General features: G+C 69.0%; 13 protein-coding genes and 2 rRNA genes. 13 read left to right on the forward strand and 2 right to left on the reverse strand.

Features of this window, described 5'->3' with window-relative positions:
- From IT347_13160 to sppA, 5 genes are all read left to right on the forward strand, one after another.
- Window positions 1-402 (forward strand): 23S ribosomal RNA (locus IT347_13160); the annotation flags it as partial.
- A gap of 54 nt (window positions 403-456) precedes the next feature.
- Window positions 457-573: ribosomal RNA gene (gene rrf / locus IT347_13165) — 5S ribosomal RNA — on the forward strand.
- A 323-nt stretch (window positions 574-896) separates the two neighbouring features.
- Complete coding sequence (locus tag IT347_13170; GenBank protein ID MCC6350531.1) at window positions 897-1,691, forward strand: hypothetical protein; 795 nt, start codon at window positions 897-899, stop codon at window positions 1,689-1,691.
- Window positions 1,692-1,722: 31 nt separating this feature from the next.
- A complete protein-coding gene (locus IT347_13175) occupies window positions 1,723-3,111 on the forward strand; it encodes a hypothetical protein (protein ID MCC6350532.1) in 1,389 nt (462 codons plus the stop codon).
- 25 nt (window positions 3,112-3,136) lie between these two features.
- Complete coding sequence (sppA, locus tag IT347_13180; GenBank protein ID MCC6350533.1) at window positions 3,137-4,873, forward strand: signal peptide peptidase SppA; 1,737 nt, start codon at window positions 3,137-3,139, stop codon at window positions 4,871-4,873.
- A 69-nt stretch (window positions 4,874-4,942) separates the two neighbouring features.
- On the opposite strand, the gene IT347_13185 is transcribed toward sppA, so the two are convergent.
- A complete protein-coding gene (locus tag IT347_13185) occupies window positions 4,943-5,335 on the reverse strand; it encodes a cytochrome c (GenBank protein ID MCC6350534.1) in 393 nt (130 codons plus the stop codon).
- Between the two features lie 340 nt (window positions 5,336-5,675).
- Here IT347_13185 and fusA point away from each other — a divergent pair, with 340 nt between their 5' ends.
- The 6 genes from fusA to queA all read left to right on the forward strand — a co-directional run bounded on the left by fusA (window position 5,676) and on the right by queA (window position 11,919).
- Window positions 5,676-7,775: an elongation factor G gene (fusA, locus tag IT347_13190; GenBank protein MCC6350535.1), complete on the forward strand. Its 2,100-nt coding sequence runs from the start codon at window positions 5,676-5,678 to the stop codon at window positions 7,773-7,775.
- 66 nt (window positions 7,776-7,841) lie between these two features.
- A complete protein-coding gene (locus IT347_13195; protein ID MCC6350536.1) occupies window positions 7,842-8,588 on the forward strand; it encodes a YebC/PmpR family DNA-binding transcriptional regulator in 747 nt (248 codons plus the stop codon).
- Window positions 8,589-8,604: 16 nt separating this feature from the next.
- Window positions 8,605-9,141, forward strand: a complete 537-nt coding sequence (gene ruvC / locus IT347_13200; protein ID MCC6350537.1) for a crossover junction endodeoxyribonuclease RuvC — start codon at window positions 8,605-8,607, stop codon at window positions 9,139-9,141.
- Entirely contained in the window at window positions 9,138-9,770 is a 633-nt protein-coding gene (gene ruvA, locus IT347_13205) for a Holliday junction branch migration protein RuvA (GenBank protein MCC6350538.1), read from the forward strand. Before ruvC ends, ruvA begins: the two co-directional genes overlap by 4 nt.
- Window positions 9,771-9,787: 17 nt before the next feature.
- Window positions 9,788-10,870, forward strand: a complete 1,083-nt coding sequence (ruvB, locus tag IT347_13210; protein ID MCC6350539.1) for a Holliday junction branch migration DNA helicase RuvB — start codon at window positions 9,788-9,790, stop codon at window positions 10,868-10,870.
- Between the two features lie 14 nt (window positions 10,871-10,884).
- On the forward strand, window positions 10,885-11,919 hold the full coding sequence (gene queA, locus IT347_13215; protein MCC6350540.1) for a tRNA preQ1(34) S-adenosylmethionine ribosyltransferase-isomerase QueA: 1,035 nt from the start codon (window positions 10,885-10,887) through the stop codon (window positions 11,917-11,919).
- Between the two features lie 192 nt (window positions 11,920-12,111).
- Here the strand turns inward: queA and IT347_13220 are convergent, their stop codons facing one another.
- On the reverse strand, window positions 12,112-13,734 hold the full coding sequence (locus IT347_13220) for an acyl-CoA carboxylase subunit beta (protein MCC6350541.1): 1,623 nt from the start codon (window positions 13,732-13,734) through the stop codon (window positions 12,112-12,114).
- A 26-nt stretch (window positions 13,735-13,760) separates the two neighbouring features.
- On the opposite strand from IT347_13220, the gene IT347_13225 reads away from it, so the two are divergent.
- Together IT347_13225 and IT347_13230 are read left to right on the forward strand one after the other, a co-directional pair.
- Window positions 13,761-15,005, forward strand: coding sequence for a glycosyltransferase family 2 protein (locus IT347_13225; GenBank protein MCC6350542.1), 1,245 nt, complete (start codon window positions 13,761-13,763; stop codon window positions 15,003-15,005).
- Window positions 15,002-15,685: a hypothetical protein gene (locus IT347_13230; protein MCC6350543.1), complete on the forward strand. Its 684-nt coding sequence runs from the start codon at window positions 15,002-15,004 to the stop codon at window positions 15,683-15,685. The genes IT347_13225 and IT347_13230 overlap by 4 nt, the downstream gene beginning before the upstream one ends.
- Window positions 15,686-15,735: the final 50 nt, after the last annotated feature.

The following is a 15,735-nucleotide window of genomic DNA, read 5'->3' on the forward strand; positions in this document are numbered from 1 at the left end:
CGATGTCGGCTCATCGCATCCTGGGGCTGGAGAAGGTCCCAAGGGTTGGGCTGTTCGCCCATTAAAGCGGTACGTGAGCTGGGTTCAGAACGTCGTGAGACAGTTCGGTCCCTATCCATCGTGGGCGAAGGATCCTTGCGGGGAGTTGCTCCTAGTACGAGAGGACCGGAGCGAACGAACCTCTAGTGTGCCGGCTGTTCTGCCAAGGGCACTGCCGGGTAGCTATGTTCGGATGTGATAAGCGCTGAAAGCCTCTAAGCGCGAAACACACCCCAAGATTAGGGATCCCGTGGCTTATGCCACCTGAAGGCTCGTTGGAGATTACAACGTCGATAGGCGGAAGGTGTAAGGCCCGTGAGGGTTTCAGCCGATCCGTACTAATCAGCCGAGAGGCTTGGCCGGTTTTTCTTAGGCGCTTCATGGTGTTCCAGCGTCTCGTTCGATTGTCATCCGTATTGGGGTGGCTATGGCGGAGGGGAAACACCTCTTCCCATTCCGAACAGAGAAGTTAAGCCCTCCCGCGCCGATGGTACTGCCGGGGAGACCCGGTGGGAGAGTAGGTCGCCGCCCCTTTTTTCCTTCGTGAAGCCTCACCCCGTAGCGGGGTGGGGCTTCACTTTTTTTCGGCCCGGGCCTGGGGCGGTGACGCCGCCCGCGGTGTCCGAAGCCGGTCACCACCCGGGCGCAGGCGTACTTCGCTGGTCAACCGTTCGGGCCTCGCGATGTGCCGGATTTTGTCGCGAGGGCGCAAACTGATGGGCGGCAATGCTCTCCGTCGGCGGCCTGAGCGCCTGATTCCGGGCATGGCGCCTGCTTCCTGACACCGGCAAGATCCCGCTGGAGTTGGCCTCCACGGGAGGCCGGAGGACTCGATGGTCGTCTCGAGACAACATGGGTTGAGTGTTCTGGTCGCGCTGGTCATGGCCGTCTCGCCGGTTCGCGCCGGCGCGCAGGGCCAGTGGCCTGATCGCGTCCAGGCCGCGCTCGAGACGACCGATCGGCGCATCGAACAGGCGGAGCGGGTCGTTCTCGATTCTGCGCCCGCACAGGCGAAGAGCGAACTCGCGACCGCCCGACAGCAACAGGATCGCGCGCGCACGGCATTCGGTGCGGCCCAGTACGGCCTTGCGGAACGCGCGACGCTCGAGTCGCGCTCGCATGCGGATCGGGCGATCGCGATCGTTCGCGGACTGCCGGATCCGGAGCGGGTGGAAGTCCAGGTGGAGCGCACCGGTGAACTGCTGGACCGCGCCCGCGACCGCCTCGCGGACTGTTCCGATCCGCGGGCGAAGGCGCTGCTTCGAGTCGCGCAGGAAATGCAGGCTCGCGCCGAGGCGGCGATCGGCGAGAGCCGTTACCTTGCCGGTCTCCAGCTCACGACCAGCGCACGTGAACGCATTCAGAAGGCGATGAGGCTGTGCAACGTCGTCGAGTCGCTCGCGGACAACGCATCTCGCGCGCTGCAACGCACCGACGATCTGCTCGCCAGGCTTCGCGATCGCCTTGGGGACGATCCGGACCCGGGGGTTCGCAGCGCGTTCGACCGCGCCCAGTCGCTGCAGGCCGAAGCGCATTCGGAGAATCGCGCCCGGCATTTCGAGGCGGCGCTCCGCCTGACCCATGTGGCCCGGATCACGGCGCGGCGTGCCGCCCGGTCCGGATCGTCTCCGCCGGGGCGCGGTCGTCGCTGACGCGAACCCGGCCGCCGCAACGCCCTCCCTGATGATCCGCTCCGGCGCGCCATCGTGCGAGGCTCGCGCTGCCCACCACGGGGCAGGCCACGCGGGGGGCACGGCCTCGTCGCCGCAGATCACCGTTGCTGTTCTGGCCGCGGCGCTGCTGCTCGCGACGGGTTCCGCCCGTGGCGCGGACAGTCTCTCGGTCCGCGGCGAGGTTGGGACGGCGGCCGAAGTTTCGAATGAGCAGTTCTACGAATCGGCGATCGACGACACGACGTTTCTCGGGCGCAGGCTCCACGATTCTCCGGAGTCACGCGTCGCGGTGGTCGCCATGGCCGAACTCCTGCGGTCTGCAGGGAGCGGTCGCTGGCAGCTTCGCTTCGTGCCGGAGTTGTCCACGGGCGACGAGGCGACCCGCCTTGCCGCAACGGCCACGGTTCGTGTGCAGCCTCGCGATCGGCTGCGGCTTGCCCTCGAACCACGCGCCGAGTACAGCCGCGACGACGGGTTTGGAATGCGGCGCCGGGAATGGAGGGCAGCGCTCACGGGTCGCGCGAGGCTCCTGTCGTTCGACGAGTCTTCGGCGCTGCGCCTCGCGGCCGGCTCCGAAGTCGTGCGTGCGCTCGCGGGCAGCGACCCGTTCGTACTTTCGGGCACCTCGGCGCGTGTATCCGCCGGATGGGCGCGCACGCCGCTCCTGGGTTCGGAGTGGGACGTGGAGTACGGTGCGGTGGGGCGCGTGTTCCGCGACTCCACCTCCCGCGACCAGTTCGAGCATCGGTTGGCCGTCACCTGGCGACGGAACTTCGGGATCGCGAGCTCGCTCGTCCTGGCGGCCGAGGCGGACCGTCGCGTGGCCCTCCGGGACGTGACCAGCAGCCGGGACCGATTCCTGAGGGGCGAGACGACCCTGTCGGGAACCTTCGCGCCCGCGCTGTCCTGGGAAATCCGCCCGGAGGTCAGCCTCGAATCCCTCCGCTTCGACGTCCCGGACAGCCTGCTCGACTTCGACTACGACGTCTGGGACGCACGATTGCTCCTGGGGCGCACGCTGGGTACGGCCTGGCGGGTTGGAATGGGACCGCGGGCCGAGTGGCTCTCGGCGCCGTGGAACGATGCGGAGTCCTACGACGAACTCGGCTGGACGCTGGAGCTCGAGCGCTTCACCGCCGCCTCCTGGTGGAACGTGGCCCCGGCTTTCGGGCGCAGGCGCTATGCCGGGACCGTCGCCGCGATGACGGACCTCCTGCTGCCGGCAACCCCGCTTCATTCCGACTTCACCTTCGTGGAGCTGAGCGCCTTCCTGGACCAGAAACTGCCGGCCCGGATGCGAGTGCGCGCCCTGGCCACGCTGCGCGACGAGCGCCACGACGATCCGGATCAGGATGCCCGGAGCCTTTACTTCTCGCTCGACGTCCGTAGACTGTTCTGAAACGCACGTCACCACGGAGGGTTGCATGGGGTCCCGACGCAGGGTTCTGGGGTGGATCATCCTGGTTGTGGTGCTTGGGGCCGTCGCCCTGGCGGTCGTCAACCGATTCCGCAGCCCCGTACGAGGCCCGACCGAGCACCGAATGCTGGTCTACGACGTGCCCGCCGAGATCGACGAGGCTCCCGCCCCGTATCTGCCGTTCTCCCTTGCGTCGCTTCGTCGAGACCAGCCCAGCCTGCGCGAAATATGCGCCGGGATCTCGCGCGCGGCCGACGACGACGCGATCGACGCCCTGGTTCTTCATGTCGGGGGCGTGAGCTGGGGCTGGGCCCGCATCGCCGAGTTCAGGGACGCGCTCGCCCTGTTCCGGGACGCCGGCAAGCCGGTCTACGTGAGCCTTGCCGGGGGCGACGAGCAGTCGTACCTGCTCGCCACAGGGGCCGACCTGGTCTCGATGCCGGAAACGGCGATCCTCCAACTCGATGGTTTGACGCTGTCGGCGATGTTTCTCCGCGGGACCTACGACAAGCTGGGCATCACCCCGAACTTCGCCAGCGTGGGTGAGTACAAGTCCGCGGTCGAGACCTATACCCGCACGGGTTTCAGCGCGCCGGCGCGCGCGGCGCTGGAATCGCTGCTCGACGAGGAGTACGGCCTGCTCGTGGACTCGCTCGCCTCGGCGCGGGACCTGGCCCCGGATTCCGTGCGCCGCTTGATCGACGAAGGCCCCTTCACCGCACGGGCCGCGCTGCACGCCGGCCTGCTCGATACGCTGCTCGATGAACCCAGCCTCGACGCGCTCGCCGGGCAGGCCGATGGGCGAAGCCTCGGTACGACCTCACTCAGCCGTTACGTGCGCGGAACGAAGGACGCGACGTCCCTCGGCGAACCGGAGATCGCCCTGATCGTGGCGAGCGGCGCCATCGTACCCGGTCGTTCGAGCTCGAATCCGTGGAGTGGCGAGCAATGCGGCTCCGAAACGATGGTTTCCGCGCTTCGCGAGGCGCGGAACCGCCGCGCGGTCAAGGCCATCGTGCTGCGCGTGGACAGTCCGGGCGGCTCGGGCCAGGCCTCGGACGACATCTGGCAGGAGGTGCGCCGTGCCCGCGCCCAGAAGCCGGTGATCGTCAGCATGTCGAACCTCGCCGCGTCGGGAGGCTACTACATCGCCTGCGGCGCCGACCGCATCGTGGCGGAACCGACGACGCTCACCGGCTCGATCGGCGTCTTCGGTGGCAAGCTCAACCTGCTGGGTCTCTACCAGAAGCTCGGGCTGAACATCGAAACGGTCTCGCGCGGGCGAAATGCGGAGATGCTCTCGCCGTTCCGGGACTTCACCCCGCAGGAGCGGGATCGCTACCAGGCCCAGCTCGACGACTTCTACCGCGTGTTTCTCGCGCGAGTGGCGGAGGGCAGGGGCATGAGCGAGGAACGCGCGGACTCGCTCGGCCGCGGCCGCGTCTGGGCCGGCCTGTCGGCCCAACGCTTCGGCCTGGTGGACACACTGGGGGGCCTGAACACGGCGGTGGCCGTGGCAAGGTCGCGCGCCGGGCTGTCCGAGGACGCGACCGTTCGCCTCGAGCTCTATCCGCGACCGAAGCACTCGTTCGTGCGGACATTCCTGGAGGGCCTGCTCGGAGTCGAAGACGACGAGTCGGAGGCCTCCGCGCTCTCACCCGTCTTCGCCGCGTGGCTCGTGGCGGCCCGGTTCCCGGCCGGCGCGACGCTCGCGATGCTGCCCTACACGCTCGATATCCGCTGACGGGCGAAAGCAGCGAGGCGCGGCCCGTCGGGCCGCGCCTCGTCTCGTACGTCTGGTGGCCGAAGGACGCTACTTCTTCTTCGCGAGCGTGTGGATGTAGGCGATGAGGTCCTCGATCTGAGCGGGCTTGAGCTGGCCCGACTTGCCCCACGCAACCATGCCTTCCTTGAGCTTGCCGTTGGTGATGCAGTCGCGCAGGTAGTCGTCACCACCCTTGGCGCGCGCGGGGTCGGCCCAGGTGCTGGGCAGCTTCCAGTTCGGGGTCGGCTTGCCGGTCAGCTTGACGCCCCCCGTCCCGTCGGCCTTGTGGCAGACGACGCACTTGGAGGTGTAGATCACCTTGCCCGCGGCGGCGTTGCCCTTGCTGGGGCCGGCCTGGGCGGTGAGCGCGAACATGAAGGCAAAGGCAGCGAGCGCAGCGATCCCGAGGCTCAGGGCACGCTGGGGCTTCAGAAACGACATTCGACGGCTCCTTTCGGGTCCAATGGTGCGTGGGCCCGAGGGCCCACAACCGGGAAGATCCAGAGTGGGCCCGCAGGCCCACGACAGACCATGTGCGTCCCACAGTAGTGTCGTGGGCGGAGGGATTCAATCCGCCCGGGCCCGCCGATGTTCTCGGCGGGTCAATGTTGCGACCGCTGGAACCCGCGCGTCCGGAAGGTCCGTCCCTGAGTTCTTGACCCGCTTCGAACAGCGATGCTAGTTTCCGCCTTTGCTTGCAGTTACGCGATTGATGCTCGCCGGTGTCAAACGCGGGCACGCCGTCCTCGGGTCACTTCGAGCTGCGCACGGGAGGTGTCGGGTGAAAGAGTTCCCCACTGCACAGATCCGGAACGTCGCCCTGGTCGCACACCACGGAGTCGGCAAGACGTCGCTGGCGGAGGCGATGCTCTTCAACGCGAAGGCGACGACCCGGCTGGGGCGGATCTCCGACGGCACCACGCTGCTCGACCACGCCCCCGACGAGATCTCGCGGCAGATCACCATCGACCTGGGACTCGCCCAGTTCGAGTGGGCGGGACACAAGGTCAACCTGCTCGACACGCCGGGGTATCCGGACTTCGTTGGGGACGTCTACAGCGCCCTGAGGGTGGCGGACGCCGCGATCCTCGTGATCCGCGCCAGCGCTGGAGTCGAGGTCGGCACCGAGGTCGTCTGGGAGGTGCTCAAGCAGGAGAAGAGCCCGATCCTGGTCGTCGTGAACATGATGGACAAGGAGCACGCCGACTTCGCGGCGGCGGTCCGCAGCTGTCACGATCGTCTCGGCCTGAACGCGGTGGCGGTGCAGATCCCGATCGGCGAGGCGGAGCAGTTCTCCGGCATCGTGGACCTGATCGAGAACCGGGCGTGGCAGTTCACCGGGCGAGGGGTGGAGGAGAAGAGCCAGGAGATCCCGATTCCGGCCGAGCTCGCGGAACGCGCCGCCGCGGCGCGCGCGACGCTCATGGAGGAGGCCGCGACCGGCGATGAGAGTCTCATGGAGAAGTTCCTCTCGAGCGGCGAGCTGTCGGTCGAGGAGATCCGCAAGGGACTCTGCGAACGGGTCGTGATGTGCGATCTGGCCCCGGTGTTCTGCTGCTCGGCGTACCACAACCTCGGAGTCAAGGAAGTGCTCGACGAGGTCGCGGACGTCCTCCCCTCGCCACTCGACGTCCATCCCCAGAAGGGCCCGAGCGGCGGCGACGGGGCCGTGGTTGAGATCCGGCCCGAGGCCACGGCTCCGGTTGCGGCCACCGTGTTCAAGACGCTGGCCGAAGCACACCTCGGCGAGTTGTCGCTCATTCGTCTCTGGGCCGGGCACCTCGAGCCGGGCAAGGAACTCCTCAACACTTCGCGCGCACGCTCCGAGAAGATGGGCACGCTCTACCACCTGACCGGAAAGGAAAGGTCGGACTGCAAGGGCGCCGCCGCCGGCGACATCGTCGCGGCGGTCAAGCTGCGCGAAACGCACACCGGGGACACGCTGGCCGACAAGGCGCGACCGGTGAAGCTGGCGGCCCCGGACTTTCCCGATCCCGTCACGGCCGAGTGCATCCGCTCGAAGAACAAGGGGGACGAGGAGAAGATGGCGCAGGGCATCGCGCGCCTGCACGAGGAGGATCCGACGCTCGCGCGCGGATACGAGGAGAGCACCCGGGAACACCTCGTCTTCGGCATGGGCGACCTGCACCTCGAGATCCTCGTCGAGCGCCTCAAGAAGCGCTTCGGCGTGGACGTGCTGCTCAGCAAGCCGCACGTTCCGTACCGCGAGACGATCCGCGGCAAGGCGCAGGACGAATACCGCCACAAGAAACAGTCCGGCGGCCGCGGCCAGTTCGGCGAGGTGCACCTCAAGGTCGAGCCGCTTCCGCGTGGCGGGAAGTTCCTGTTCGTGGACGAGATCAAGGGCGGGGTGATTCCCGGGCAATACATTCCCGCCGTCGAGAAGGGCGTCGTCGCCGGCATGGAGAAGGGGCCGCTCGCCGGCTACCCGGTCGTGGACGTGCGGGTCGCGGTGTTCTTCGGCAAGTACCACGACGTGGACTCCTCGGAAATGGCGTTCAAGATCGCGGCCGAGACCTGCTTCCACCAGGTCGTGCTCAAGGCCTCTCCCGTGCTGCTCGAGCCGTTCAGCGACCTCGAAGTGCGCGTGCCGGAGGAGTTCCTCGGCGACGTGATGGGGGACATGTCCTCGCGCCGGGGCAAGATTCTCGGCACCGAAGCGAGCGGCCACTACCAGGTCATCAAGGCCAAGGTTCCCGCCGCCGAGCTCTACAAGTACGCCTCGCACCTGCGCTCGATCACGCAGGGCAGAGGCATGCACCACGCCAAGCTGTCGCACTACGAGGAAGTGCCGCGCGAAATCGCCGAGAAGGTCATCGCCGCGGCGCGGGCCGAGAAGGAGGCGGGCGCGAACGCCTAGCGGGGACGGCCCGCGGGCCCGCCGCCGGCGGGTTCGCGGACTCTTCCGGCCGGGCGCCCGGGACGCATGTCGGGCCACTCCAAATGGTCGACGATCAAGCGCAAGAAGGCCGCGACCGACGCCGCCCGCGGCAAGGCCTTCACCCGGATCATCAAGGAGATCACCCTTGCCGCCCGGGCCGGCGGCGACCCTGACGGGAATCCGCGCCTGCGGACGGCGATCCAGGCCGCCAAGGCGGTGAACATGCCGGCGGCCAACATCGAGCGGGCGGTCCGAAAGGGTACGGGCGAACTCGACGGCGCGACGATCGAGGAGATGCACTTCGAAGGATACGGACCTCACGGGGTTGCGATCCTCGTCGAGTGCGCGACCGACAATCGCAATCGTGCCGCGAACGACATTCGCCACCTTTTCACGCGCTTCGGCGGCAGCCTCGCCGCCGCCGGAGCCGTGTCGTACCTGTTTCGGACGCGAGGCGTGATCGTCGTGGACCGGGCAGCGATCGCCGAGGACGCTCTGCTGGAGTTGGCCCTGGAGGCGGGCGCGGAGGACGTCGTCGCCGAAGGAGCCACGTTCGAGGTCCTGACGCCGCCGTCGGCGTTCGAGTCGGTGCGCGAGGCGCTGGCCGCCCGCTCGGTCGCGATGTCCAGCGCGGAGGTGACCCGGCTCGCCTCGATCCACGTGACGCTGACCGAGCAGGGGGCCGGCAGCGTGCTCAGGCTCATCGAGCAACTCGAGGAGAATGACGACGTCCAGAAGGTCTACGCGAACTTCCTCCTTCCCGACGAAGTCCTTGCGAAGCTCACGCAATAGCCCCAGCATGCGCGCCATGCGTGTCCTGGGACTGGACCCCGGAAGCCGACGGACCGGCTGGGGCCTCGTGGAAAGGTCCGGCAACGCGTTTCGCTGCGTCGAGTGCGGAACCCTCTCGCCCGGGGCGGGCCTCGACCTGCCGCGGAGGCTTCACTTCCTGGCTCGAGAGGCCGGGGCGATCCTCGAGCGGTTCTCGCCGGATGCCGTCGTCCTCGAAGAGGCCTTCTACCACCAGAACGTGCGTTCCACGCTCGTGCTCGGCCACGTCCGCGGCGCACTCATGGTGGCGGCGGTCGAGCGGGGCATCGAGCTGGCCGAGTACACGCCGCGCGAGGTGAAGCTCGCGGTCACCGGTCGCGGCGGCGCCGCCAAGGAACAGGTGGCGGCGATGGTTCGGCGCATCCTCGGCCTGGAATCGTCGCCGCAGGCGGACGCCGCCGACGCTCTCGCGGGCGCGCTTTGCCACCTCAACCGCTCGCGCTTCGCCGCGCGCGGGACGGGGGCAAGGCCGGCACGCGCCTGGGAAGCGCTGCTGGCGAGGGCGGCCCGGTGATCGCCTCGCTGCGCGGCCAGTTGCTGGAGCGGGGCGAGGGCTGGTGCGTCCTCGAGGCCGGAGGGGTGGGTTACCTCGTTCAGGTCTCCTCGCACACGCTCGCGGCGCTCCCGCCGGCCGGCACTGAAGCGCGCCTGCGCACGCGCCAGATCGTGCGCGAGGATGCCCTGCTGCTCTTCGGCTTCGCGAACGCGGACGAGCTGAGGCTCTTCGATCTGCTCATCGGGGTGAGCGGCGTGGGCCCGAGGCTCGCGCTCGCCGCGCTCTCGGGACTCGCCCCGGCGGCGCTCGTGCGTGCGATCCGGGAGGAGCAGATCGGCGCGATCGTCGCGGTGCCGGGCATCGGCCGCAAGACGGCCGAGCGGCTCGTGGTCGAACTGCGGGACAAGCTCGACTTCCTGCCGGCCGGTTCCGCCACGGCCGGCGCTCGCGGACGGGAGGCGGGAGTCCTGCCGCGTTCCGAGCGCTTCGACGACGCCGTCGCGGCGCTGGTGACGCTCGGCTATTCTGCGACGCAGGCGCAGGACGCCGTTCGCAAGGCCGGGGGCGAACAGCCCGACCTTTCCCTCGAAGACATCGTGAAGCGCGCCCTGCTTCGGCTGGCGAAGCCGGCGGTCGTCTCGCGCTGAAGGATCCGGATACCGCCATGAGCGACAAGCCCCGCAGGATCACCGGTGAGCGACCCGGCCGGCTCGCCGACCCCGCGCCGCTCCCCGAGGACGCACGCGAGGAAAAACGCCTGCGGCCCTCGGCGCTGTCGGAGTTCGTGGGCCAGCCGCAGATCCGTGAGCCGCTCGCCATCTTCCTCGAGGCGGCCCGGCGCCGCGGCGAAGCGCTCGACCACGTGCTGTTCCACGGGCCGCCCGGGCTCGGCAAGACGACGCTGGCCAGCATCCTGGCGCACGAGCTGGGGGTCGAGATCACGCACACGTCGGGGCCGGTGATCGAGAAGGCCGGCGACCTCGCCGGCCTTCTCACCAACCTCGGACCGCGCGGGATCCTTTTCGTGGACGAGATCCATCGCCTCAGCCCGATCGTCGAGGAGTACCTCTACAGCGCGCTCGAGGACTTCACGCTCGACGTGCTGATCGACCGCGGACCGAGCGCCCGTTCGCTCAAGCTCAATCTCGAGCCGTTCACGCTCGTCGGGGCCACGACGCGATCCGGCCTGCTCTCGGCGCCGATGCGGGCCCGCTTCGGGGTCACGCTGCGCATGGACTTCTACGCGGTCGAGGACCTGCGGCACATCGTCCGCCGATCCGCGGGCATTCTCGAAACGGTGGTGGACGACGACGCGGCCCGCGAGATCGCCCGGCGCTCGCGCGGCACCCCGCGCGTCGCCAATCGGCTGCTCCGCCGGGTTCGGGACTTCGCGCTCATCAAGTCCGACGGCCGGGTGGAACTCGGCGTCACCCGCGAGGCGCTTCGCCTGCTGGAGGTGGATGAGCGCGGCCTCGACGAGATGGACCGGCGCATGCTCGAAGCGCTCATCCAGCGGTACGACGGCGGTCCGGTCGGACTGCAGTCGCTCGCGGTCGTGCTCGGGGAGGACGCCGGAACGCTCGAGGACGTCTATGAGCCGTTTCTCGTGCAGGAGGGATTCGTGCGGCGCACCGCGCGTGGCCGGGAGGCGACGCGTCTGGCTTACGAGCACCTGTCGGTGCCGCTGCCGGCGCGGCTGCGCGACGGCGAGTCGCGGACCGACCAGCCGGAACTGCCACTCGCCTGAGCGCCGGCGTTACCGTGCGGCTCGAAGACCTCGACTACGACCTTCCCGAGGCGTTGATCGCGCAGCACCCGGCGCAGCGGCGCGAGGCGGCCCGCCTGCTGGTCGTCGAGCGCGCCGGGGGCGCGCTGCACGACCAGACCGTCGCCGACCTGCCCCGGTGGTTGCGCGCGGGCGATGCGCTGGCGCTGAACGAGACGCGGGTGCGGCCGGCCAGGCTGTTCGCGCACCGCCCCACCGGCGGCCGCGTCGAGCTGCTGTTCGTCCGCCCCGAAGCCGGGGAGGGGGAGTGCTGGCGTGTGCTGGCGCGGCCCGCGAAGCACGCCGCGGTGGGCCTGGTGCTCACGGCGGCCGGCGGCGCCCTCGAACTCGCGGTGGTCGCCGAAGGTGAGGCGGGAGAGCGGGTCCTGCGGGTGCAGCGCGGCGACCTCGACGCCGTGTTGCGGGTGCACGGCGAGATTCCGCTGCCGCCCTACATTCGCCGCGCCGCGGCGGCTGAGGATCGCGAACGCTACCAGACGGTCTACGCGCGTGTGGATGGCGCGGTCGCATCGCCGACCGCGGGGCTTCATTTCACGCCCGGGCTGCTCGCGGATCTCGGAGCGCTGGGCGTGGCGCGCGCGAAGCTTCTGCTGCACGTCGGGCCGGGCACGTTCCGGCCGGTGACCGCGGCCGATCCGGCGAGCCATCGCATGGACGAGGAGTGGTACGAGGTGTCCGCGGAGGCGGCGGCGACGCTGAACTCCGCGCGCGCCGCGGGAGGCCGGATCGTCGTCGTGGGAACGACGAGCGTTCGCGCGCTCGAGAGCGCCTGCGACGCGTGCGGTGGAACGCTCGGCGCGGGCTCGGGCTGGACGCGCAAGTTCATTCATCCGCCCTACGCGTTTCAGGCGGCCGACGCGCTCATGACGAACTTCCACCTGCCGCGAACCACGCTGCTGTTGCTGGTGGCGGCGTTCGCGGGCGGGGATCTCCTGCGGGCGGCCTACGCGCACGCGGTCCGCGAGCGCTATCGCTTCTACTCCTACGGGGACGCCATGCTGGTCGTCTGAGCCGGGTCAATCCGCGCTCCCGCGGCGAATTCCCCGGCGCACCGCAGGGTGGTTTGCCCCTCGCGACGGCGGAATGACCCTTTGAACGGGGCATGAACGCATGGTTACGATTTTCGCCGTATTCACCCGCCCTTTGGTCCCGGTCCCGCCCCGGTCCGGGTCACCCGCTCGATGCGACGACGCCGCGATGGCCTACAGCGGGGGATTGCCGTGCTTCTTCGAAGGCGAGCTCTGGCGCTTGTTCCGCAGCATCTCGAGAGCCGCGATCAGTTTCGGTCGCGTCTCCTGGGGCTCGATCACGTCGTCCAGGAAGCCCAGCGCGGCGGCGATGTACGGGGAGGCGAACTTGTCGTTGTATTCGGCGATCCGCCGTCGCCGTTCGGCGGCGGGGTCCGCGGCCTTCGCGATCTCGTCGCGGTAAAGGATGTTGACCGCGCCGTCGGCGCCCATGACCGCCATCTCCGCGCTCGGCCAGGCGACGTTGTAGTCGCCGCGGATGTGCTTGCTCGACATGACGTCGTAGGCGCCGCCATAGGCCTTGCGAACGACCACCGTCAGCTTCGGGACGGTCGCTTCGCAGTAGGCGTACAGCAGCTTGGCGCCGTGGCGGATGATGCCGCCCCATTCCTGCCGCGTGCCGGGCAGGAAGCCGGGCACGTCCTCGAACGTCACGAGGGGAATGTTGAACGCGTCGCAGAATCGGACGAAGCGCGCGCCCTTGACCGACGAGTCGATGTCGAGCACTCCGGCCAGGACGCTCGGCTGGTTGCCGACGATGCCCACCGGACGCCCGTTCAGGCGCGCGAAACCCACGATGATGTTGCCCGCGAAGTGCTCGTGCACCTCGAAGAACTCCCCGTCGTCCACGACGTGGCGGACCAGTTCCTTCATGTCGTAGGGCCGGTCGGGCGACTCGGGCACCAACGTCGCGAGTTCCGGCGCCCGCCGGTCCACGGGGTCCGTGGCGTTGCGGCGCGGGGCGTCTTCGGCGTTGTTTCCGGGCAGGAACGAAAGCAGCCGCCGTACATGTCGAATGGCGTCGGCGTCGTCGGCCGCCGCGAAATGGGCGACTCCGCTCTTGGTGTTGTGCGTCATGGCGCCGCCGAGGTCTTCGAAGGTCACGTCCTCGGCGGTGACGGCCTTGATGACCTCCGGGCCGGTCACGAACATGTGGCTCGTGCCCTGCACCATGATCGTGAAGTCCGTGATGGCCGGGGAGTAGACGGCGCCGCCGGCGCACGGGCCCATGACGACCGAGATCTGCGGCACGACGCCCGAGGCGAGCGTGTTGCGCAGGAAGATGTCCGCGTAGGCGCCCAGCGAGAGCACGCCTTCCTGGATGCGCGCACCGCCGGAATCGTTCAGCCCGACGACCGGCGCGCCGTTGTCCATCGCGAGATCCATGATGGCGCAGATCTTCTTCGCGTTGGCTTCGCTCATCGTTCCGCCGAACACGGTGAAGTCCTGGGCGAACACGTAGACGAGACGGCCGTCCACGTGGCCGAATCCGGCCACGACGCCGTCACCGGTGATTCGCCTGTCGGCCATGCCGAAGTCGGCGCAGCGGTGCGTGACGAACGTTCCCACCTCCGTGAACGAGCCCGGGTCCAGCAGCAGCTCGAGGCGCTCGCGGGCGGTGAGTCGACCCTTGGCGTGGATCTTCGCGACGCGCTCGGCGCCGCCGCCGGCCAGCGCCTGCTCGCGCCGACGTTGAAGCTCGGCCAGTCGTTGCTCGCGGTTCAAGCGTGCCTCCTGCGTGGGACGGACGTCGGATCGCGCGGCAGCGTAGGGAGCGCTTCGGGCACGGTCAAGCATGCGCGCCGCTCCGGGAGGCACGGCCGATGAACTTCTGGTCGCTTCTGGTTCCGGGCTTCGTCTCGCCGCTCGACGGCGCTGCGACCTCCGGCGGCTGGCCGGGACACCTGCTGTTCGTGGTGCTGTTCTGCACGCTCGTGGACTTCGTCAAGCTCGTGATCGAGCTGCTCGGTCGTTCCGAGCCGCGGAGCTTCGAGCAGGACACTTCGCTGGTGAGCGCGGTCATCGCCTGCCGGAACGGTGCCGCGGTGCTGCCGGAGACGATCGGCGAGCTGGTGAAGCTCATCCCGGCCGAGCGGGTCCACGTCGTGGACGATGGCAGCACCGATGGAACCTCGGAGGTGGCCCGCGGGCTCGGCTGCACGGTGCACCGGTTCGAGAAATCGAAGGGCAAGGCCTCGGCGATCAACTTCGCGATCCACCGGGTCGGGACGCCGCTCGTGCTGCTGCTGGACGACGACACGCGGCTGGGCACCTCGCGAATCCCGACTTCGCTGCTCACCGTCGGCGGCAGCGACGCCGTCGCCTTCCAGGTGCTGCCGGACCGGCGCAATCGCGACGGCGCGCGCGGGAACACCTTCCTCGGCGCCGTGCAGCGCTACGAGTACGCGAAGAGCATGGAGATCGGCAAGCGCTTCCACGACGTCACGCAGTCCGTGAGCTGCGTCTCGGGCGCGATTGGATTGTTCCGGCGTGACGATCTGCAGGCCCTGCACCACGAGCACACCTGCGTGTTCCAGGGCGAGGACCTGCAGCGGACGATCCTGCACCTGCTCAACGACCGGCACATCGCCTTCGCGAGCGAACCGGTGTGGACGGTCACGCCCTTCGGCTGGCGCGAGTGGGCGCGACAGCGCCTGTTCGGCTGGTACCCCGGGACCTACCACCAGGTCTTCAACATGATCAAGCTGGCCGCGAAGCGAAACGTCAGCTGGCGGCTGCGCTACGAGATGGCCTACAACCTGTTCACCGTGATCACCGATCCGCTCAAGACCTGGTCCATCTTCGTGCTCGCGGTGACACCGGGGTTGCGCTGGTGGGCCCTGGTCCTCTACCTGCTCTACCTGGCGTTCGAGATGTTCCCGTGGATGGTGATTCGCGAGCCCGGCTCGAATCGCCGCGCTCCGCTCGGCGTCCTGCTCTTCTATCCCGTCTACGGCGCCGTGAACACGATCCTGCGCACCGCGGCCCTCTTCACCTGGGCGTGGCTGCGCTACGTCAAGCAGACCATGAAGCCGCGGCGCGGGCCGCAGGACCGGATACCGGCATGAGACGACCGATCTGCCTCGCGATGCTCCTGGCCGCGCTCACCGCCGCGCCCGTCGCGGCCGCGCCGGTGGCCGGGGCGCAGGTGCGCTACTGGGATTTCTCCGACGGTGAGGCCATGCGTGACGTCATCGCCTACGTGGCGCCCGGCCCCTTCCACGTCCAGCTCGAGTACTGGGACTTCGAGCGAGGCGAGGACCAGTTCCGACCCGAACTCGGTCTGACGTTCCGGGACCGCCGCCGCTCGTCGTACGACGTGGCGTGGCGGCACGAACGGCACGCCGAACGCTTCTTCCTCGAGACCGGGCAGGTGATCGGCCAGCGCTGGGTCGCCCGCGCGGCCGTGAGTCCGATCGTCACCGACGACGAGACGCTGGTCGTCGGCGAGGTCGGGGCCGACGTGTACTGGCACTCGTACTCCTTCGCCGGGCTGACCGTGATCCGCGATCCGCGCGAGGAGGGACTCTGGGTCGTGCCGGTGCGCGCGCGTTTCGCGAACGAGGCAAACGACTGGTTCCAGCTCACCGTCGCGCCGGCCAGCCGAAAGACGATCGGCTGGGCCGCCGACGCGAAGTTCCGCTTCGTGCGGCTCGGCGTCGAGCGCAACAGCCGCTTCGACTTCACGACGCGCGACAACACGATCTACACGGCGGGAATCGAGGTGCCGCTCTCCGCGAAGCGGTGACCCGGGTGAGCAGGTCCGGAGGGGGTTCTCGCTGCCCCGGATGCCGAATC

The organism is Candidatus Eisenbacteria bacterium (assembly GCA_020847735.1).
GTDB lineage: Bacteria > Eisenbacteria > RBG-16-71-46 > RBG-16-71-46 > RBG-16-71-46 > CAIXRL01.

Coding starts and splice junctions, on each gene's coding strand:
- IT347_13195 (MCC6350536.1), top strand. CDS start 7,842: ATGTCGGGCCACTCCAAATGGTCGACGATCAAGCGCAAGAAGGCCGCG.
- IT347_13220 (MCC6350541.1), bottom strand. CDS start 13,734: ATGCTTGACCGTGCCCGAAGCGCTCCCTACGCTGCCGCGCGATCCGAC.
- ruvC (MCC6350537.1), top strand. CDS start 8,605: ATGCGTGTCCTGGGACTGGACCCCGGAAGCCGACGGACCGGCTGGGGC.
- sppA (MCC6350533.1), top strand. CDS start 3,137: ATGGGGTCCCGACGCAGGGTTCTGGGGTGGATCATCCTGGTTGTGGTG.
- IT347_13230 (MCC6350543.1), top strand. CDS start 15,002: ATGAGACGACCGATCTGCCTCGCGATGCTCCTGGCCGCGCTCACCGCC.
- ruvB (MCC6350539.1), top strand. CDS start 9,788: ATGAGCGACAAGCCCCGCAGGATCACCGGTGAGCGACCCGGCCGGCTC.
- IT347_13225 (MCC6350542.1), top strand. CDS start 13,761: ATGAACTTCTGGTCGCTTCTGGTTCCGGGCTTCGTCTCGCCGCTCGAC.
- IT347_13175 (MCC6350532.1), top strand. CDS start 1,723: ATGATCCGCTCCGGCGCGCCATCGTGCGAGGCTCGCGCTGCCCACCAC.
- IT347_13185 (MCC6350534.1), bottom strand. CDS start 5,335: ATGTCGTTTCTGAAGCCCCAGCGTGCCCTGAGCCTCGGGATCGCTGCG.